A 19,842-nucleotide genomic window follows, 5' to 3' on the forward strand; every position below is an offset into this window, starting at 1 on the left:
GGCGTGGGTGAGCTCCGTGCCGCCCTGCTCGCCGTGAAGGAGTCCGCTGCGGCTGAGTACGCCGTGGATCTGATGCGTGACATCAACCTCCTCCCGGAGCAACTGCGGGAGCTGGACCAGCTGATCGACCACTGGTCCACCATCGTGCGGCTGCTGCCCGAGGACGCCCCGCCGCTCGTCCACGCGGAGACCGCCTTGGGAATGCTGCTCGCCGCTCGTGCCACGGCCGACGCCAGCGCCCGGCCGGACGACCGTGCCGAGGCGCTGCGGCGCCTGCGCCGGACGGACCGCCACGGCGAAGTCGGCGGCGAACTCGCCGTCGCGGCGCGGATGGCCCTGCTCCGGCTGCTGGTGCCGGGCCGAGTGCTGAACGAACGGGCCGGTTCCTCCGACGCCGTCCTCCGGGAGGCGTTCACCTTCGGCAGGAGTGGGCCTTACGGGCCCCGTGCTCCGGCGCCCGAACTGGTCGAGGCATGCGGGATCCTCGACCGGCTCTCCGCCGCTCGGCTTCCGTTCGACATCCGCCAGCGCCTCGACCGCACCCGACATCGCCTGGAGTTGGTCAGGCGAGTGTTCTCCTCGTCGACGACCCTGGAGGACTGGCGGCTTCTGATTCCGCTCCTGCCGGAGCACGTTCTGCGGGCCGGCCGCGGCTTCTGGGAGCCACCGGAGGCAGTGGCGGAGCACGGGCATGACAAAAAGACGCGCGCGGCCGGTCCGCCGCACGTCACCGCGGGCGACGCGGCGTGGGACTCCTCGGCGGCGCTCGACGACATCATGCTGGACCAGGCGAAGCGGGGCGACCTCGAGCACCTGGAAGGGATCGCCGCCCGGATGCGCCAGGCACTCCACACACTGCCCGAGGACGACCCCGCCGCGTGGTGGGCACGACTGGATCTCGCCCACGCGCTGTCGCACGCCGGAAGCCTGTCGGGCGTCCTCCAGGACGACGAGGCGGCCGACGAACTGCGGCGAACGGTCGAGGTCGCCCTCAACAGCCAACCCCGCGGTTTGCTGCCCGACCGCTCCCGCACGCAGGTCCAACTGGCCATCTCCCGAGCCCTCCAGGAGACCGGACGCACCGAACGCGGCCGCGACGGCTCGGCGTTGCCAGGACTGATTGACGAACTGACGCGGCTGCACGAGGCGGTGCCGGCGAACGACGTCCAGCGCCATCACGTCTCGCTCGCCCTGGGAAACGCCCTCATTCGGCACGGATACCTGACCGGCGACCTGGACGAGCGCCGCGCGGGCAGCCGCTACCTGCGGGAGGCGGTCGAGGTCGACTGGCCCCTGCCCGGCCCGTACCTCCCCCTGCTGCGGTCCTTCGTGCTCTCGCTGCTGACGCAGGTCGATCCCGACGCCGACGCACGCCTCATCGAGGAAGCCGTCGCCGCGACTCACGGCGTCCTGGCCGGTCGGAAGGTGCACCCCGACAGGGAGTTCACCGTGCGCCACCAGCTGGGGCAGGCGCTGCTCGCCGCGGCCCAGCGGGGCAATGACCCGCGACGGCTGGAGCAGGGCATCGCGGAACTGGCCATGGCACGCGAGCTGGCCGCCGCAGCCCCCGTCTCCGAACGCCTCTCCGAAGCACTCTCGTTGCTGGCCCAGGCATACGCCGCGCGCTCCTCGCTCCCCCGAACCAACGGCGTGGATACCGAACGCGCCGGCGCCGACCGGGAGGCGGCGCTGACGACGGGGCGGGCGGCGCTGGTCGAGCTGGCCGCGGACGTGCTGCGCCAACTCGGCTCAGAACACGGCCTGGAGACGGCCCGCCGGGGCGCCGACCTGGCACTGTGGATGGCGCACTTCGCCGCAGCCCATCGTCGCGGGCGGGAGTTCCACGAGGCGCTGGAACTCGGCCGGGCGATGGTGCTGCGCGCGGCGGCGGTCTCCCAGGACATGCCGCGGCTACTGGCAGACCGTGGGCACCCCGAGCTGGCCGAGGAGTGGCGGCGCGCCGAGCAGCGCGGCGGAACGCGGCCGAGGCCCGCCGTCGAGCTGCTCAGGCCAGGGGCCGCGTCCGGTCCATCGATCCCCAGCACGCTGCGCCGCCGGGCACTCACCGCACTCGGGGCGCGAACCCGCGGTGGCGACCAGGAGCTGATCGTCTCGCCCGGGTTGGGGCAGCTGAAGGAGGTGATCGCCGCCGCCGGCGTCGACGCCCTGGTGTACCTGGTGCCGGGGCGCGAGCGAAGCCCCGGCTACGCGCTTCTCGTCAGGCCCACTGGCCGGCCGACCCAGGTCCATACTCTGTCCCGCCTCAGCCTGACCGACCCCGCGCTGCGGCGCTACCTCGACGCTGCCGCCGCACGCTCCCGGCCGGCCGGTCCCGAAGAGCGGTACGCCGCCGAAGCAAGGTGGCGGCGGGCGTTGGAAGAGCTGTGCGACTGGGCGTGGCAGGCGGCCATCGAGCCGGTCCTCGCCTCCCTGGAGCCCCTCGGCCGGCCGCCTCGCGTCGTCCTGGTGCCCTGCGACCGGCTCGGCGTGGTCCCCTGGCACGCGGCACGTCGGCGGAACGAGCACACCGGCAGCGTCCGCTACGCCTGCCAGGACGCCGTGTTCAGCTACGCGCCCTCCGCCCTGGAGCTGATGCGGGCGGCGAGCAGAAGACGGCTGCCGCTGGCCGAGCGGCAGGTGCTGCTCGCCGACCCGGAACAGACGCTCCTGTGGTCCTCTATCGAGGTGGAGGCACTGCGCGCGGCCTACTACCCCAACGCCCTACTACACGGCGGACTCCTCGATACCGAACCCGACGCGCCCGGGACCCCCGACGACCTGCTCGCCGTCCTTCCGGGCGGTCGCGACTCTCCGGCCTCCCTGGTCCACCTCTCCTGCCACGCCCTTGCCGGCCGCAGCCCGACCCGCTCCGCCTTGCGGCTGGACGGCGGCGAACTGACAGTGGCGCGCCTGCTGGACTTCCCGCCTGGGGAGACGGTGCGCACAGCCGGCCCACTGGTCGTGCTCGGCGCCTGTGAGACGGACCTCAGCAGCCGGGACCACGACGAGGCACTGACCCTGGCCACGGCCCTGGTCGCCCGGGGGGCTGCCGATGTCGTCGGCTCCCGCTGGGCCATCCTGGACAGTGCCACCGCGGTGCTGATGGCCGTTTTCCATCACCACCTCACCGCCGACGGCCTGGCCCCAGCCGACGCACTGCGCGCCGCCCAGCTCTGGATGCTCGACCCCGACCGCCAACCGCCGTCCACCCTCACCGACCCCGACCTCCGTCGTGAGGCCACCCGGCCCGACCTCCACCACCCGCACTTCTGGGCCGCGTTCACCCACCAGGGCAACCCGACAGCGACCCGCGCGTGATGCGATCGGATGAGACGACAGCGGGCGTTGAGAGCCTGGGGCGTCGTGAAAGCGTGACCTCCTGACCCGAGATCGCCACGTACACCGTGCGGGCCGGGTCGGTACCCCTCGCGGACGCGGGGAGCAGCTGATCGCCACCGCTCAGCCTGCCATCTGCAACGCCCACACTCGGGCCCACGTCAACCTGGTGCGCTGCGCCTGGGCGGGCAGCCAGCGCTACGGCGACGACCCGGCCTGCTGGGACCTCGCCGACCAGTACATGTTCGGCCCGGACCTGCTCGTCGCCCCGGTGACCGTGGCTGGCGCCGAGTCGCGCGAGGTCCACCTGCCGCCGGGGGCCACCTGGACCGATCTGCGTACGGGGACCAGGCACCGGGGCGGCCGGCGCGTTGTCGTGCCCGTCCCACTGGAGGCCATCCCGGTCTTCGCCCGTGACGACGCCCTGGCCGATCTCGTGGGCCGCGTCTGATCGCGCGGGTGCGGCGGGGCATGTCGGGCTGCCGCCGCGACGTGCCCCGCGCAGCGGTCAGCGCGTCACTCGTCGTTGAAGGCGATGGCGGCGGCGGGACAGACGGCGACCGCGTCGCGGACGGCCGCGTGCCGGGCCTCGGCGGGTTCGGCGTCGAGGAGGACGAGATGCCGTCCTCGTCGCGCTGGTCGAAGACCTCAGGTGCGGCGAGTACGCAACTCCCGGCGCCGCAGCACTTGTCCTCGTCCACGGTGACCTTCATGTTCGCTCCCTTCCTGGTGGTCGGAGACGACCTGGACTTTTCAGGTGGCCAGCGGCTTACCGAGGCGCTGGTGGATGCCGAATCCGAAGGCCTGGTGGCGGCCGGCGTCGCGGCGCATGTCGAGCCGGTCGGGGTCGGGGAAGCAACCCGCCTCCCAGTTCGCGGGGTTGCTCGGGAGGATGATGCCCTTCTCTGGGGGGATGGTCCGGCCGCCGAGCGCGATGTCCGCGAGGGCGATGCGGGGGGGGTGCCGAGATGGATGGTGGTCAGGTACCGCAGCAGTTCCTCGGCAGCGCTCGCCAGGATGTTCGGGTCGTCGGTGTCGCGGACGACGGCCAGTTGGTCGGGGCGTCCGAGCAGGACGACGGTGCCGAGTGCGAACATGTCGGCGGAGGTCTCGTGGCCGGCGCCGAGCAGCAGCAGGCCCATCGAGGCGGCCTGCGGGAGGCGCCGCGTCATCGACCTCCGCACAACACCCGCCTGGCGAGCAGCGCTCACCACACCGCCTACTGCCGGCTTGGATCGACCCGACGCGGGCGTCGGACGACCCTCCTCGGCAGGTCCTGCCATCCGGCCCAGGTCCCAGCGGCCGCCTTTCTGTTCGGCGGCCTGTTCGGGAATCCAGGTGCGGGGAGGTGGGGAGGTTCGGCCGGGGGAGCCGGAGGTCTTCTCCAACCATGCGCTCTCGGCCTGTAAAACGAACGGCGCTGTCCCGTATCCGGTGGAGGAGAGAGGCAGAGAAACCGTGGCCATCGTGTTCGCGCATCTCCTGTCTCGTGAAGCCCCAGGAATCGAGCAACTGTATGTGCGTCTGCACACTGAGGTCTGGGGCCGGGAATTCGGCCTGCGCGGCGAGCGGCATTCGCCGCGGCGAGTGGCGAGGCGTCTTGCGGTGTGCGCGAGGCGGCCGGGTTGGTCCGCGGTCGTCGGTTACGAGGGCAGTGTCCCGGTGGGCTATTGCCATGGTTACACCCTGGAGGCCGCCACCTCGTGGTGGTCGGACCTGTCCACCCCGTCGCTGGGGCCGGCGGAGGCCCAGGACGGCTGCCGCACCGCCGTGCTTGAGGAGATCGTGGTGCGTCGGCCATGGCGGAGGCGGGGGGTCGGCCGGTGCATGCACGACGCGTGGCTGTCACGGCGGGCGGAGACCAGGGTGACGCTCCAGGTGAAACCGGATGCCGGGGCCGGATCAGTGCAGGCGCTCTACCACGAATGGGGCTACCGTGACGTGGGGAGACGCGTCCCGGTGCCCGGGTCCGGCGCGCCTGAACTGGTCGTCATGCTCCGTTCCCGGATCACCCCGTTGGACAGCTGAGCGGCTTCGCTCACCCGGCGCGCACCAGCCCTGATGAACGCCCCGTGCGCCGTGAGGGAGGAAGTTCGCACGCCTCCGTCGCCCTCAGGTGAGCGCCCGGCTCGCGGGACGGCTCCCTGCGCGGCGGTTTCGCGCCGCTGGGGACGCCTGCGCGGCCTCACCTGCACGCCCGGCGCCGGTTTGCACTGCTGAGCGCTCATCCGATCGGGGGCTTTTCTGATCTCGGCCTGTGCCTCACGCGCTTTTGGGGGTGTCCTGACAGGAAGCACGTGTCGTCGCTTCCGCGAAGTCGGAAACCGACATGGGCCCATCCCGTTCCCGCGAGAAGTCCACGAGAGGAGGACACCGTGATCAAGAGGCTGATGAGCAAGGTGCACGCGCCGCGGCTGCACGGGGCCTACCCCTTCTACTGGTGACGAGCCGACAGAAGGGGGCGAGCGAGAGAACGCGCCGCGGTGATGGCGCGCCATGACGCTCGGCTGTGAGTGGTGTGGGCGGGACCGAGGGTTCCGCCCACACGTTTCGTCGAACCTGCCCGCGATCGCGGACTCCAGCGAACGAGATACGGAGCGTGTTGTGCACACTACTTCCAAGCCGCCGGCGCTCGACGGGTTCACGGCCTCGGCATACCGGCGGGACCGTCTCGCCTTCGCCCTCCGCGCGGCCCAAGAGTGCGGTGACGTCTGGCGTATGCGGCGGAACGTCTATGTCGCGCTGACGGCCGAGCCGTGCCTGGCCGTGCTGCGGCGGACCAACCAGGAGTACGGCACCCCGCCGGGCACCTTCCCGCCGACCAGGCGGCCCGACGGCTCCGTTCCAGGCGAGCAGGAGTTCACACACGGCCACGCTGCCCGCATGCGGGGACTGCGACCACGGGCCGTCGCCGCTCGGCTGGGGTTGATCGCGCCCGGCATCACGGAGTTCGCCGCCGGCCTGCCCCCTGGCCAGGACATCGACATCCTGCCCCGCGCCCACCGGATGTTGTTCCGGATCGGCGGTCGCTACCTGTTCGAGGAGGACGCGGACAGCCTTCTCGCCGCCGGCGGTGGACTCCCGGCAGCTCGCGAGGCCATCACGCGCGGCCTGCCATGGCCGCGCTGGATGCCGACGCCGGCCCGACGCGCCCTGACCGGACACCGGACACGCTTCAGCCATCAGCTTCAACAGGTGATCGACCGCCGGCGCGCCGAGAACCGTCTCGGAGAAGATGTGTTGGGGCAGATGCTCAAGCCCTCATCGCAGTACGGCCTCCTCCCGGACACCGCCATCCATGACAGCCTGACCGGGCTGATTATCGCCGGTAGCGAGGTCCCTACCCGTGCGGTCGGCTGGCTCATGCTGGCCCTGGCCCGCCATCCCGACCTGGCCGAACGAATCGCCACCGAGGCAGCGGCCCTGCCCGACGACCCTCATCATCCGGTCAACGGCCGATTCCTGGCTGAACTCCCCTTCACCGAGGCGTTCGTCCGCGAGGTACTCCGCCTTCACCCGCCCAACTGGCTCCAGGCGCGCATCGCGAGGCGCCGCACCGAACTCGCCGGCTACCCCATCGCCCCGGGAACCATGGTCCTGGTCTGCTCCTACACCGTCCACCTCGACCCCCGTGAACACGAGAACCCGGATACCTTCAGCCCTGACAGGTGGCTCGACTACGGGCAGGCATCGGCCGAGTCCCGAGTCTTCCTGCCCTTCGGAACGGGGCCGCGCGCGTGCGAAGGGGCGGCACTCGCCATGGCGGAGCTGACGCTCCTCGCGGCGGAGACGGCACGACGCTGGCACCTGTACGAACCCGAGGGGCTCATGCCGAGCCACGGAATCGACACCGACGGCGGGCTGACTCCAACCGGCCTACGCCTTCGGGTGACACCACGCACCAGATGACCACCGCGACCACTCCTGGCACAACACCACGTCAGCGGCGCCGCACGAAGGATGTCCACCATGTACACCACGACGGACTATGACTGGGACGACGCGTACCGCACGGGAGAGTACGAGCAACGCTGGGACTTCGGCACCTGCTCCCCCGACCTGGTCGGGCTGCTCGCCGCACTCGGACCGGGCCATGGACGCGCGGCACTCGACCTCGGTTGCGGCAGCGGCTGGGACGCCCTGGCACTCGCGCGAGCCGGGTATGACACAACGGGCGTCGACATCAGCCCCGAAGCGATCGCCATCGCGTCGGAACGAGCCGCCAAGCGAGGCAGCACGGCCCGCTTCCTCGTCGCTGACGTACGGCAACCCGACACACTCACCGCCCGGTTCGACCTGCTGACCGATCGAGGATGCTTCCACCACCTCGGCTCTGAAGACCGCGACCGCTATGCGGCGCAGACCGCGCGACTGCTGCGCGCCGGAGGGTTGCTGTTCATCCGGGGAGCCGCCGTCGCGGCACGCGCATGCAAGCCGGTGTCCGAAGAGGCGCTTCACCAGCACTTCCATGCCGACTTCGAGATCGGTCCGGTCCAATGCTTCACCCTCGACGCCCACGACTCGACACCCCACTCCCACGCCTGCGCGCTCACGCGTAAGCCCTGAGCCTGACCGCGTCGGTGGGCCGGTTGAGGCTTCCCAGCCGCCCCACCAGCCTGCGTCAAGAGGAAGGCCCGGCGCGAGAAGGCCGCGCCCGGCAGGGCAACCATCGCGGCAGGCATGAGCGCGGCGCGGACGAGGTGGATCCGTCCGCGGATGGTAGAAGGGACCGCCACTCAGGCCGCGGTGGTCGATGTCGCTGATCGGCGACAGCACCACCGTCGTCCAGGAGGCGATCGTGTCGATTCCTCGGCGCTTCGGCGGGCGGCCACCCGAGCGAAAGGCGGCGGGCCGCTGAAACGATCAAGGATCCGTTGAGAGTTGCGGCAAAACGTTCCCGCCCCGGTGGGAATCGACATACGCGGCTACCGGGAAACAGGCGGTGTTGTCCGCATGCTTGGCAAGCCCGAGCAGGAACCGCATTCGTCCGTCAGGAGCGCAGCCGCATGACCGACCCCACGAAGAGGACCGACATCAAGGCAGTTCTTCGGGCCAAGGCACTGGAAGGAAACGCGTTCTCGACCTGGCGCTTCCTGACGCTGAATTTCGTGGACACCACGTTCAAGGAAGACCCGACGGTCGCCGACGTCGAGGTCGACCTGACGTTCACCCCGGGCACCCCGGTGTCGGTCAAGGGGTACGACCTGCCCAAGCTGTCCAAAGAGCTGGGGCTGAGCACCACGACGAAGAAGGACTCCTACGACCTGGTCGTGGTGGGCGGCGGCCCTGCCGGCCTCTCCGCGGCACTGAACTCGGGGACCCTGTTCGGCTGGAGCACACTCGTCGTCGAGGACCGGGCCCCCGGCGGAACGGCCAGCACCGCGATCAACAAGATCGAGAACTACCTGGGGTTCCCCGACGGAATCGACTCGGACGCGCTGTGTTTCAGGTGGTACCAGCAGGTCGGGCACAAGCCGTCGCAGTTCGAGTATCTCTCCTACTACAAGGCCACGGCGCTGACGGCGGCAAGCCAGTCCGACGTGGAGAAGACGAAGGACTCGCACCTCATCCCGAAGTACAGGATCAAGGTCGAGCGGCCGAATGGTGAGAAGGACGACAGCCCGCTCGAGATCGTCGCGGGGATGGTGCTGATCGCCACCGGCGTCTCGGCGAACAAGCTTGACGTCGACGGCCTGGACGCCTACTTGACGAAGGGCGCCTACCTCACGGCGCTGCCGTCCGACGCCAGGACGGTGAAGAAGGACGATTCCGTCGTCATCGTCGGCGGCGGCGACACCGCCGCGGTGGCCGCCCTGATGTTCGCCAAGGAGGGTGCGAAGGTCACCATGGTCATCCGGGGGAAGTTCGATCACTACCAGGACATGGTCAACGCTCATGTGGATCAGATCAAGGAGCAGAAGGCCATCACCGTGATGCCCGAGGAGGAGGTCCACTACTTCGAAGCAACCAGCAACGAGCTGACCAAGGTGTTTCACGGAAGAGCCCGCACAGCGAAGAATCCCAAGCGCCCGGGCAAGGAGGAATGTACGGCCCTCCCCGTGAAGGCCCTGTACGTCCTGATCGGCGGTAAGGCCAACACGGAATGGCTGAAGGACAACAAGGACCTGAAGCTTCTCGAGAAGAAAGTCACGGGTCGGCCGAACCAGATTCTCGGTACGGTGCTCACCGGGCCGGCCTCCGGCAGCGCCTGGCCCGGCCCCGACGACAGCAAGTGGACGAGCACCGGGAGCATCACCGCGACGAGCCTCGTCGCGGTCTTCGCCGCGGGCGACACCCGCGACGGGACGGTACGGCGCATCTCGGAGGCCGTGGGAGAGGGCGGCGCCACCACGATCGACATGAACGGATACGTGAAGACCAACCACGACACGATCATCAGGCAGGGCAAGACCCTTGAACTCTTCTACGCCACCGGCGACTCGGAGTAGTCTCGCGGCCGCTGTGATTCCACGGCACGGCTGTCCCCGCCTTCACGCCGCCTCGGTCCGCCACTGGCGGACCGCCTTCCGCTGACGGGGTCGGGCACCCTGTCCGGTGCGACGGCAGGACCGATTCGGCGTTGCTGTCGGGAAACCGTACGACCGGGGCGTGTGCCAGAGCCCCTGCCACCCATGGCTGTTGGGTGGAGACACGCCTGGCTGACTGGAGGAGTCGACGGGGCGTCGGCTTCCCGGACGGTGGGGGCGCGCTGCCAGGATCATGCCCGCGCCGGTGCCCGGATGCCGGCGAGCCCCAGGACCTCGGCGGCGCGGATGCCGACCGTTGGCAAAACCTCCCGTCGCCCCATGGCCGCTTACACGGCGGGCGAAGGTTCCGAGACGAGCCAGGGGCCGCGGCATCCGAGTTGCGTTGAGCAAGTTCAGGTGGTCCCGTAGAAAAATGGCGTCCGTTTTGCGGAACGCTCACGACCGTGGGAAGGGAGCCCTGCTATGAACTCGCCCAGTGGATACAGCCCATTCAAGGTGTCAATCGACATGACGGCGACTCCCCCTGTAATCACGCCCTCGGGAAAGACGTTTGTGAGACCGAGCTTCACTGAGGCGGGAAATTTCTTCAGTTACAAGCAGCTCATGGACTGGGTCAGGGAGAAATACAAAAAAGAACCCGCGCGTGTTTCGTTCGGCGACGGGACGGATGTACCTCGGTGGGAAGAAGATGCGCAGAGAATCCTTCGCGAGGGTGGCTACTCCTCGGCGGTGATGATCATCGAAGCTGTAAGATCGGAGAGCCTCCACGCCCCCGACCCGAAGAGCGTCATATTGAAGACGTTCGAGTACCAGAACCATTCTGAAGAGGAGATGAAAGCGAAGCCCAAGGTGACGATGAAATTTGTGGATAGCTTGACCACGGCAAGTTCAGACAAATGGTCGTGGGGAGTCAAGCTCGGCACAAAATATGAGATCAAACAGACCGGGCTGGGGCCGACCGCTGAGATGACCCTCGGCCATGAATGGGGCACCAGCGAAAGCAGCGCAGCATCAAGCGACTATGTCGTTGAAGACACGGTCGACCTTGCGGTCCCCAAAGGGGAGACGCGTTTCGCGAAGCTCTATGCCGCGCAGAGGAGGGTCACTTTTTCGATAGTGTACAAGATTGAAATGAAGGGCTATGCGGTCGCCTGGCTCCATGAGGAAAACGACCTGGGGACGCCACAAGTCATCTCCCTCAGCGACGCCGCGACCGGTGCCGGCGTGAAGAGGAATCCCATAGAATACAAGGAGAACGTTGCGCTCGGTATCATCGGTGACTCCAAACTGGTGGCCGAAAAGCCGAAGCAGTAGTAGTCAGTCCTCTGGATCGTCGAGGATAAGGGATTGGCGACATCCGCTTGAATCGCTGAACGAGACCGTCATCTCCTTCTCTGCCCCATCCAGAGTAATTTTGACATTCCCGTCGTCATCTGAACTGACGTAGCATGAGAAGTTCGTCTTTGACGTCACCCATACCTGGTTGTTGGTTGCGACCACGAACTTCAACCACCAGTAGTCGAAAGGACTGCCGAACCCTGTCTCGTACGTGAACTGCATGGCCGTCCCCTCGGTACTCTGTCCCGATTTGACCGAAGTCCAGCTCTTGTGCTCTTCTCTCTGGGGGTCGTTTCCGCGACGGTGACGCAAGTACACCGAGGCCAGGTCTTCCCCCCACTTGTTCACGATCCATGCCTTCCCGGTGTGGGGACCAGCCATGAAGAAAGTCCTCTCTGGTGCGAAAAACTTACCTCGTACGGCGACCGAGGCTGCTGTCTCTCAGCCTGACCGACTTGAGTCGAAGCCGCAGGCGGGGACCGGCCAGTCGGGTGATATGAGCCGGCTGTTAGAAGATTCTGTCGTCCCCCTGAGTGAAGACATAGTTCTCCGGCGTCATTCCGACCCACCTGCCATTTTCGAAGTCGAGAATGGCATGAGGATTGCAATTAATCGCTGCGAGTCCCTTGAAGTGTTTGCTGCCCGTCTTGGCGAACTGTCCCGTATCTTTCACGGACACGTCGCCCGGCTTCTGTGCTTCGGCGCTGAACTTCAGCTCCAAGATCTTGTTGTCGCTTCTGCCGACAAGGAGCACCGTCCACCAAGTCTCGGTGCCCAGTTTCACGTGTTCCGCCGAGGCGCCCGGCTCGAAACCGGCAGGGAAATCCCATTCGGATAGTTTCCCCTTCCGTACCAGACTGTACCCTTCATTCCCGTTGAGGCGAATCCAGCTGTATCCTTGATCGGTGAAGAAGATGTATTCGCGATTCGCCACATGGCCGTGTAGTGTAATGGCAGAAGTGATTTTCTTGACATCGTCGAGGCCGGGAAACACGTCTCTTGCCTGCCCCTCGGTGAGGGTCTGGACTACATATCTGGAGAATTGCGTCTCGGCTTCCAGGTGAACTTCGCGGTAGGCGCTTCCCGAATACAGGTAGAAGAAATTGATTTTGTCACCTGTCGCGGCAGCGTCGGGCAGACTTCCACTTGCTTCCTGGGGGAACTTCAGGGAATTGATCATCGCGATCTTCTTCTCCGGGTGTTCCCACGAGATCGTCACCGTTGTTTTGTCGGGGCCGATGGGTGGCCACTCACGAAACCCCGCAGCAACGTCAGGCTTCTCGGTATGCCCGTATTCGGCTCGGCACACAATATTGTTGTACACGATCCATGACTCGTCCATCCCGGTTTCGATCTCCACACTGCGATGGTCCTTGGTCATGACCATGAGCCGCATGGGCCTAGTGCCTACGGCATCCGCGACTCCGCTGGGATTGAGCCTGTTGATGAGACCCAGCTTCCCGTCTGAGTGAACAAGCTCGGTCTGCTGAAAGTCGATCTTGATGCTCTGCTCCCACACCCATTCATAGACCTTCTTCGCCGCCTCCTCGATATGTCCGCCGCTGGTGACCAAGCCACCCCACAGCACTTGCGTTGCGAGGCCGACGATCCTGAGAAGGCCCCCCGCAGTAGCCGCTCCCTGAACGGCGTCGTACCCTCGAATGCCCTTCACCGTCGCGTTCAGCGCGCTCAAGCCAGATCTCACTTCGCTGACGCCGACGGCGATCATCGCGACATCAAAAACGATGTCTGCTGCCTGCCAAGCAGGGGAAAGGTACGGAAGGATCCTGATTTCCTGGTCCCGGGATTTAGCCGGGATAGAAAATCCAGACATGTTTGTCCCTGATTCATTATGTACGTAGATGTGCGTATCCCAGCCAAGCGCAGGCGTTCCAGTCATAAGGGATCCCATCAGCCTCTGTCAGCGACTTTACCGCTCATTATGTGAACCGGAATCAAGTACCTCTCGCTGCTCGCTGCATGTCTGGCAAAGTGCACTCGATGGGATGCTGGCGAAGCTGCCAGAGACCGCGGTCGCGGGCGTCCACGCCCGGGGAACACATGATCAGGCGAGGTCCGTCTCAGTGTCCGACCGGAACCGGACGGGCCGATGCTCGGCCGTTGACCGATGCCGGTCCTGAGCCGTCGTCACTCGGGTTGCGGACCGACTGCGGTGCGGGTTTCGCCGACGAGGCGCAGTGGGCCGAGGACGACGATCAGGCCACCGAGTCCGGCGACTTCGCCGGCCCGGTGCGGCGCCGACGGGGGCTTCGGCCGTCAGGCCATGGTCCCTGGCGGTCGAGGGAGAGCCAGCTGTGCGGGGCGGCGGTGTCCGCGAACTGGGCTGGCCGGGACCGCACCACGAGGACCTGCACGGTCGGCGAGCCGGCGGCGACTGGCGACCACGGACGCGACCTGTACGCAGTCGCCGAAACACCGTTCGGCGCCCGACTGATCGGCGGCGACGTCTCCGGCAAAGGTGTGGACGGGGCCGCCGCGGTGTCTGTGGTGCTTGGGCGTTCCGTGGGTGGGCCCAGACCGGCCCGACCTGCTCGCTCTGAGCGCGCGGGTCGAGCAGGCCCTGCTACGTGAGAACAACAGCTCCCGTTGCCTGGACCCTTACGAGGGGCTGTTGCGGCTCGGTACCTGCCAGCCCGCGAGAACGCCCTGTCCCCGGGGCTGTTCAGCAGGTGTTCTGCTTCGGCGCGGGGATCGGTCACGGGGGCTCTCCGCCCGGGTGGCCGGAGGCCGAGAGCGCGTCACGCCACCGCCCTGTCCAGACGACAACGCCAGGCCTCCGCCATCAGCCCGCCCCCCGGCCGGCGCGCGCCCGTCAACGCTTCAGACCGCTTCCCGTCCGCCGCGTCCTCGACGTAGCCCAAGATCCTTCCGCCACCGGGCGATGCTGCCCTCAGGCCAGCCGCGTCAAACAGTACATTGTGCTGGAGCAGAAGGGTGGTGCCCCGCGCGATCATGCTGGCGCTCGGCTCGTGACCGGCGACCAGCAGCAACACCCCGGTCCCGGTCGCCTCCTCGATCGACACCTCACCGGTGCGGATCGGGCCGGCCAGCCCCGAGAGCAGGTCATCACCCGGATCCGCGAGCTCGCCGGTCACCAGCTCGCGCAGGTAGTCACGCAGCGCGCCGGCCGCGCGGCCACGCTCCTGCGGCATCACGGTCCTGCTGTTGAGGACCTCGGCCTGCTCCTTGAAGAAGACGTGTACGGCACGCCGAGCAGTTCGCAGATCACCAGCAGGGAAACGGGCAGCGCCAACGCCTCGATCCGCTCGTCCACGATCCGCCGCACGGCCGGTCGCAGCGTCTCCACCCGCCGCGCGGTGAAGGTACCGGTCACCGGCCGCCGCAGACGGGAATGATCAGGATCGTCTCGGATGATGAAGCAGGCCCGAACCCGGCCACCGGGCCGGCGAACAGACGAGCCTGCGGGAACCCCGGGCTCGCCACGTCCGCGCTGACCTCGGATCGGCCGGCAGCGCACGCTGCTCGGCGTGGCGGGGCACCAGCCAGGGCGTGCTGCCGTCCCAGATCCGAACTCGGACCAGCGGCGCCCGCGCGTCGTCGGCGTCTTCGATGACCATGTGGCCGCGGAGGACCATCAGGTGGCCTTCGCCGCGAGGCACTGGCGGGCGGCACCGCAGCTTCGCCGGTCTCCGAGCTCAACCGGCCCCAGCGAGGTCTCCACGGCGTGCGGCAGGGACCCGCCTGGAGCGGCCCGACGCCCAGGCCCGCCAACAGCGCCGCAGCGCTGTCAATCCGCACCGGCCATGCCGGGTTCCAACGCTCCGTCGAGCGCGGCCTGGTGCTCGCCGCGGTGACGCGTGCGGAGGAAAACGACATGACCGGGCTGCATGTCACGGCTAGAGTGCCGGAGTAACTCCTATGCCAGCGACACGAGTTGAAGAGAGGAGGCGTCTGGTGTCAATCGATCTCCCACCGCGTCTCCGCCCCTGCGGGGGGCGTTTCGGGGACTGACCCGGAAGGCGCGGCCAGCCCTGCGGGAAGGACTCTGCCTGATGAGTCTCGTCATACGCGCCCTCGTCGAAGACGATGCGCACTCCCTCTTCTTCTCACTGACCGATCCCGGCCTCGTCGGGCGCGCGATTCTCGATCCGCCGCTGAACACCTACGAGACCGTGGCGCGTGGCGGCGAGTACCGGCCCGAATGGACCTGGGTCGCCCTACAAGACGGCCGGGTGGTCGCCCGGGCGGCCTTCTGGGGCGGGCCGGACGACGAAGCGCCCCGTGCTCTGGAATGGTTCGACTTCACCGACCGCACGGCGGCTGTGGAGCTCTTGCGGACCATTCCCCACCGCGCCGACTACGAACTCGTCCTGCCGCCGAACTGGCGAGCGGATCCCGCCGTGCGAGCGGCCGCCCGGGCGCGCCTCGACGCGGCGCAAGAAGCGGGCTACCACACGCCGGTGGAGCGGTACCACTATCTGTGGACCCCCGAGTGCGGGCTGCCCGAACGACCGGGGCGGCTCACCTTCCGCCCCGAACCGGACGACGAAGCGGTCCTGGCGATGCTGCGCCGTGTGCACGAGCACTCGTTGGACGGCCACACCTCGCGGTCCGTTGCGAGGGGAGGCGTGGCGTTGGCGGCCCAGGAGGAGTTGGACCACCTCCGCTGGTGTGCCTCACCGCGTGCCTGGTGGCGGCTGGCGTACACGTCGGACGGTGAGCCGGTCGGCTTCCAGGCCCCGGTCATCAACCAGGGCATGCCCGTGATCGGCGCGATCGGTGTCGTCCCGGAACACCGGGGCTGTGGCTACGGGTACGACCTGCTGGTCGAGGGCACCCACCAGCTGGTCGCCGAGGGCGCCGAACGGATCGCGGCCTCGACGGACGTGGGGAACAGCCCGATGGCGGCTGCTTTCACCCGCGCCGGTTACCCGATCCTCCATCACCGTCACCGCCTCACCTCGCCCTGACAACTGCTTGTCCCCCTGGTCGTGTTGGGGGAGCCAGCCGTGGCCGCCGCCATGCGGGTTGGTCAACCGCAGCTCAGGGGCGGTTGACCAACCCAGGCAACCTGGTCAGCCCTGGCCCCCCCAGGCAGGCACCGGCCGGACCTCTGTGGGTGGCCGGCCGGTGCCGAATCTTGCCCGCGAGCGCGGGCTACGCACACGTTGGACTTCCGCACTCCGAGGCGAAAACCCTCGACCTCGGGCTGTTCCTGGTCCCCGCCGGCGAGGCGGGAGGACATCGGTCGCTCGGCGGGGCCGCGGGGGAGCGGGTCAGAAGGTCACGTCGCTGCACATGAAGTAGATCTGGTCGGCGTGGGAGGCCTTCCAGATCGTGTAGACGACGTGGTGGCCGGTGCGGCCGGGCGCGCTGACGTCGACCGTGTAGTGCTCGGCCGGCCCGTAGCGGCCGGTCTCGGCGACCAGCTCCAGGTCGCCCCAGTCCAGGGCGTCGGTCATGGCGTCGTAGCCCTGCCTGGTGACGTAGACCTGCAGGTAGTCGGCGCCGTGCCTGGCCAGGTCGTAGACGTCGACGGTGAAGTCGTTGTCGAGCTCGGTGGTCCACCAGGGGCCCGGGGCGTCCATGGCCGCGAACTCGGCGTCGTAGGTGTGGCCGGCGCTGCAGAGCTGGTTGTCGGGGATGTGCGCCTGGAAGTCACCGCCGGTGCCCTCGCGGTACAGGCCGGGCCAGCCCCACATGGCGTTGGGGTTCTCCTGCCACGCCCGGTAGCACATGGGGTCCTGCTCTCCCACGGCCGGGTCGTTCCAGGTGTACTCCCAGCGCAGCATGCAGCCGTAGACGCGGGAGACGGGGTCCTGGACCGACCCGTGGGCGGAGGCGGTCGGGGCCGACCAGGGGCTGGCGACCACCATGGCCACGGCCAGGGCCGCTGTCAGCACGGCGGCCAGGAGGGCGCGGGGGGTCCAGGTCCGCGCCTCGGTTCGCTGGTGTCGAGGGGATGACATCACGGCTCTCCTCTCTGCATGCCCATGACATGCAGGCGGGTGTCTCGGCCCTCCGCTCCCGGCGAGGTTAGTGCGGGGCACTACGACTGTCGATAGCTTTCGTGAGCAACTTTCCGTCAAAAAACAGAGATAGTTTCCGACTTGATGGCTGCCGAGTGTCAGGAGGGTGCCCGTGTCGGAGACGAGAGGAGGCGATCACCGCGGACGCGCAGTCGTCTAACGCTGAGCCACCGTGGACTGCCCCCGGCTCAGGTCCTTGCGAGAAGTCCGTGGGTGATCAGCAGGTTTCGCACCTCTGTCAGGGACGCGGCGCACATGTGTGCCTGCCGGAGTGATTCCTCCTGGTGGGTTGTCGTCACGCCGATCACAGTGCAGCCGGCCGCCACCGCCGCGCTTATGCCAGCGGGGGCGTCCTCCACCACCAGGCACGCCGAGGCGGCGACGCCAAGCCGGGACGCGGCCAGGGCGAAGCAGTCCGGCGCGGGCTTCGCGTGTTCCACGTCGCTGCCATAGACCCGCACGGCGGGGAGGGGGAGTCCCGCCGCTGCGAAACGGGATTCGACGAAGGCCCGGTCGCCAGAGGTCACGATCGCCCACGGGCTGTCGGACAACTCCTTCAGCAGATCAGCGGCGCCGTCGACCGGCAGGACGCTGTCTCTTTCCTGGGCCAGCAGCCCGTCCAGTACCTGCCGCTCGACTACCGGGTCCAGATGCCCGGCCGCGTCCTTGACGGTGTCCTCGGGGCGCCGCCCGAAGGTGAGCTGCCACAGCTTCTCGGGGTCCAGACCTCGCGCCAGCGACCAGGAGTTCCAGGCTCTCCGGTGAACTGCCGCCGAGTCCAGCAGGACTCCGTCCACGTCGAAGAGCACCGCAGAGATCGTCATACTCCGGGATGTTCTCACCCGGGGCAGGCACAACACCGAAGACGTCAGCACGCGTGAGCGACGCCAGTGGCCTGTGGTGTCACTCCGCGTTCGGTGGAGTTCGCTTCGCTACTTCGAGACAGCGAGGTTGGCGACCAGGCGGTCGCGCGCGGCGTGCAGGTGGAACAGCAGTGCCTCGTGTGCCGCCTCCGGGTCGCCGGACTCGATGCCGGCCAGGATCGCGGCGTGCTCGCGCTCGATGTTGCTGGGGTGGGTGGCCTTGTGGGCCTGCGCCTGTCCCATCGTGAGCTGGACCTCGCCCATGATGAGGTCGTGCATCTTGGCCAGGTAGGTGCTGCCGGTCGCCGCGACCAGCGCCGAGTGGAACAGGATGTCGGACTCGACCTGGGCGGGGAAGTCCAGGTCGCGGACCGCGCGTTCGATGAGCCGCTGTGACTCCACCGCGTCCGGTGGGACGGGCGCGCCGCGGGCGGCGAGCGTGGTCACGGCGAAGCTCTCCACCGCCTCCCGGCCGAGGAAGAGGTCCAGGATCTCCTTCGCGGTCAGCTCGGGGACGACCGCCGACTTGTGCGCCGACCTGCGCAACAGCCCTCGGGCGATCAGCCGTTCCAGGCAGGCCTTGGCCGTCGGGCGGGCGACGGAGTACTCGGTGGCGACCCGGGCCTCGGTCAGCTTCTCGCCGGGCGCGATCTGGCCGTTGACGATGCGCTTGCGCAGGGAGTCGAAGAGGGCGTCCGTCAACGACGCGGGCTTGAGGACGAAGCGCTCCGCGTGGTCAGACATGGGTCACATTGTCGCACAGGTTTACTGGGCAGTCGTTTCTCGTCGCCCGCGCTCGGCGCCGGTCGGGCCGCCGCTCAGCCCCTTGATCAGCGCCAGCATCGCCGAGTGGTCCTGGCCGCCGCGCCCCTGGGCGACCAGGGCGGCGAAGAGTTGGGCGACCAGGCCGGTCATCGGCAGCGCGACGCCCGCCTCCCGGGCCGCGGCCAGCGCGATCCCGAGGTCCTTGAGGTGCAGTTCGGAGCGGAAGCCGGGGGCGAAGTCCCGGCGGAGCATGCCCTCGGACTTCAGGTCGAGGAACCGGTTGCCGGCCAGGCCGCCGGCGAGCACCGAGAGGGCGGGCGCGGGGTCGATGCCGCTGCGCTCGATCAGCACGATCGCCTCGGAGAGCAGCCCCGAGATCCCGCCCACCAGCAGCTGGTTGGCGGCCTTGACGGTCTGCCCGGCGCCGTGGCCGCCGACGTGGACGACGGTGGTGCCCAGGGCCTGGAGCACGGGTCGGGCCCGGGTCACGTCCTCGGCCTCGCCGCCGACCATGATCGACAGCGTCGCGTTGACGGCGCCGGTCTCCCCGCCGCTCACCGGGGCGTCCAGCGTGCGGACGCCGCGTTCGCGGGCCGCGGCGGCGACGGCGGTGGAGGTGCCGGGGCGGACGGTCGAGCAGTCGACCAGCAGCAGACCCTCGGCTGCGTGGGCCAGCACGCCGTCCTCACCGAGCACCACCCGCTCCACATCGGGGGAGTCGGGCAGCACGGTGAGCACGACGGTGGACCGCTCGACCACCTCGGCCACACTCGCCCCGGCCCGGCCGCCGGCCGCCACCAGGCGTTCGACGGCGGCGGGGGAGCGGTTGAAGCCGGTGACCTCGAAGCCGGCGCGCACCAGGTTGGCGGCCATGGGGCCGCCCATCACACCGAGACCGATGACTCCGACCCGTTCCATGGGTGAACCAGCCTTCCTGACCGTGGGGTTGGGCGCGGCACAGCCTGCCATCCGAAGGATGGTCGGGCAACCTCACTGACATGACCAGTATTTCTGGCAGTGGATATGTCCAGAGCACTTGAC

16 protein-coding genes and 1 pseudogene are annotated in these 19,842 nt (G+C 68.4%); 8 read left to right on the forward strand and 9 right to left on the reverse strand.

Annotated features, from left to right (window positions below):
* Positions 1–3 precede the first annotated feature (3 nt).
* The gene (locus RNC47_RS01195; protein WP_311594675.1) at positions 4–3,318 is read left to right on the forward strand and encodes a CHAT domain-containing protein; all 3,315 of its coding nucleotides are present in this window, start codon (positions 4–6) and stop codon (positions 3,316–3,318) included.
* 187 nt (positions 3,319–3,505) lie between these two features.
* Positions 3,506–3,787 carry a TIM-barrel domain-containing protein gene (locus tag RNC47_RS01200; RefSeq protein WP_311594676.1) on the forward strand — a complete coding sequence of 94 codons (282 nt, stop codon included), beginning with the start codon at positions 3,506–3,508 and terminating at the stop codon, positions 3,785–3,787.
* 65 nt (positions 3,788–3,852) lie between these two features.
* On the opposite strand, the pseudogene RNC47_RS01205 reads toward RNC47_RS01200, so the two are convergent.
* Positions 3,853–4,049 (reverse strand): annotated as a pseudogene (locus tag RNC47_RS01205) (ferredoxin).
* Between the two features lie 745 nt (positions 4,050–4,794).
* Here RNC47_RS01205 and RNC47_RS01210 point away from each other — a divergent pair.
* From RNC47_RS01210 to RNC47_RS01230, 5 genes are all read left to right on the forward strand, one after another.
* Positions 4,795–5,364 carry an N-acetyltransferase gene (locus RNC47_RS01210; protein ID WP_311594677.1) on the forward strand — a complete coding sequence of 190 codons (570 nt, stop codon included), beginning with the start codon at positions 4,795–4,797 and terminating at the stop codon, positions 5,362–5,364.
* Between the two features lie 855 nt (positions 5,365–6,219).
* Entirely contained in the window at positions 6,220–7,245 is a 1,026-nt protein-coding gene (locus tag RNC47_RS01215; protein ID WP_311594678.1) for a cytochrome P450, read from the forward strand.
* A gap of 60 nt (positions 7,246–7,305) precedes the next feature.
* Entirely contained in the window at positions 7,306–7,902 is a 597-nt protein-coding gene (locus RNC47_RS01220) for a class I SAM-dependent methyltransferase (RefSeq protein WP_311594679.1), read from the forward strand.
* 440 nt (positions 7,903–8,342) lie between these two features.
* Positions 8,343–9,785: an NAD(P)/FAD-dependent oxidoreductase gene (locus RNC47_RS01225; protein WP_311594680.1), complete on the forward strand. Its 1,443-nt coding sequence runs from the start codon at positions 8,343–8,345 to the stop codon at positions 9,783–9,785.
* A 501-nt stretch (positions 9,786–10,286) separates the two neighbouring features.
* The gene (locus tag RNC47_RS01230; protein WP_311594681.1) at positions 10,287–11,138 is read left to right on the forward strand and encodes a hypothetical protein; all 852 of its coding nucleotides are present in this window, start codon (positions 10,287–10,289) and stop codon (positions 11,136–11,138) included.
* Between the two features lie 3 nt (positions 11,139–11,141).
* On the opposite strand, the gene RNC47_RS01235 is transcribed toward RNC47_RS01230, so the two are convergent.
* From RNC47_RS01235 to RNC47_RS01250, 4 genes are all read right to left on the reverse strand, one after another.
* A complete protein-coding gene (locus RNC47_RS01235; protein ID WP_311594682.1) occupies positions 11,142–11,543 on the reverse strand; it encodes a hypothetical protein in 402 nt (133 codons plus the stop codon).
* A 127-nt stretch (positions 11,544–11,670) separates the two neighbouring features.
* Entirely contained in the window at positions 11,671–12,996 is a 1,326-nt protein-coding gene (locus RNC47_RS01240) for a hypothetical protein (protein ID WP_311594683.1), read from the reverse strand.
* A 925-nt stretch (positions 12,997–13,921) separates the two neighbouring features.
* Positions 13,922–14,335 (reverse strand): cytochrome P450 family protein, encoded by a 414-nt coding sequence (locus tag RNC47_RS01245; RefSeq protein WP_311594684.1) that lies wholly within the window; start codon positions 14,333–14,335, stop codon positions 13,922–13,924.
* Positions 14,335–14,517, reverse strand: coding sequence for a hypothetical protein (locus tag RNC47_RS01250; RefSeq protein ID WP_311594685.1), 183 nt, complete (start codon positions 14,515–14,517; stop codon positions 14,335–14,337). Before RNC47_RS01250 ends, RNC47_RS01245 begins: the two co-directional genes overlap by 1 nt.
* Positions 14,518–15,193: 676 nt before the next feature.
* On the opposite strand from RNC47_RS01250, the gene RNC47_RS01255 reads away from it, so the two are divergent.
* Positions 15,194–16,114, forward strand: a complete 921-nt coding sequence (locus RNC47_RS01255; protein WP_311594941.1) for a GNAT family N-acetyltransferase — start codon at positions 15,194–15,196, stop codon at positions 16,112–16,114.
* A 306-nt stretch (positions 16,115–16,420) separates the two neighbouring features.
* Here RNC47_RS01255 and RNC47_RS01260 read toward each other — a convergent pair whose 3' ends face one another.
* From RNC47_RS01260 to RNC47_RS01275, 4 genes are all read right to left on the reverse strand, one after another.
* Positions 16,421–17,113, reverse strand: a complete 693-nt coding sequence (locus tag RNC47_RS01260; RefSeq protein WP_311594686.1) for a lytic polysaccharide monooxygenase — start codon at positions 17,111–17,113, stop codon at positions 16,421–16,423.
* A gap of 248 nt (positions 17,114–17,361) precedes the next feature.
* Entirely contained in the window at positions 17,362–17,997 is a 636-nt protein-coding gene (locus tag RNC47_RS01265; RefSeq protein WP_311594687.1) for an HAD family hydrolase, read from the reverse strand.
* Positions 17,998–18,105: 108 nt separating this feature from the next.
* On the reverse strand, positions 18,106–18,780 hold the full coding sequence (locus RNC47_RS01270; protein ID WP_311594688.1) for a GntR family transcriptional regulator: 675 nt from the start codon (positions 18,778–18,780) through the stop codon (positions 18,106–18,108).
* 21 nt (positions 18,781–18,801) lie between these two features.
* Positions 18,802–19,719 carry an NAD(P)-dependent oxidoreductase gene (locus tag RNC47_RS01275; protein ID WP_311594689.1) on the reverse strand — a complete coding sequence of 306 codons (918 nt, stop codon included), beginning with the start codon at positions 19,717–19,719 and terminating at the stop codon, positions 18,802–18,804.
* Positions 19,720–19,842: the final 123 nt, after the last annotated feature.

This window comes from Streptomyces millisiae (assembly GCF_031845425.1).
GTDB lineage: Bacteria > Actinomycetota > Actinomycetes > Streptomycetales > Streptomycetaceae > Streptomyces > Streptomyces millisiae.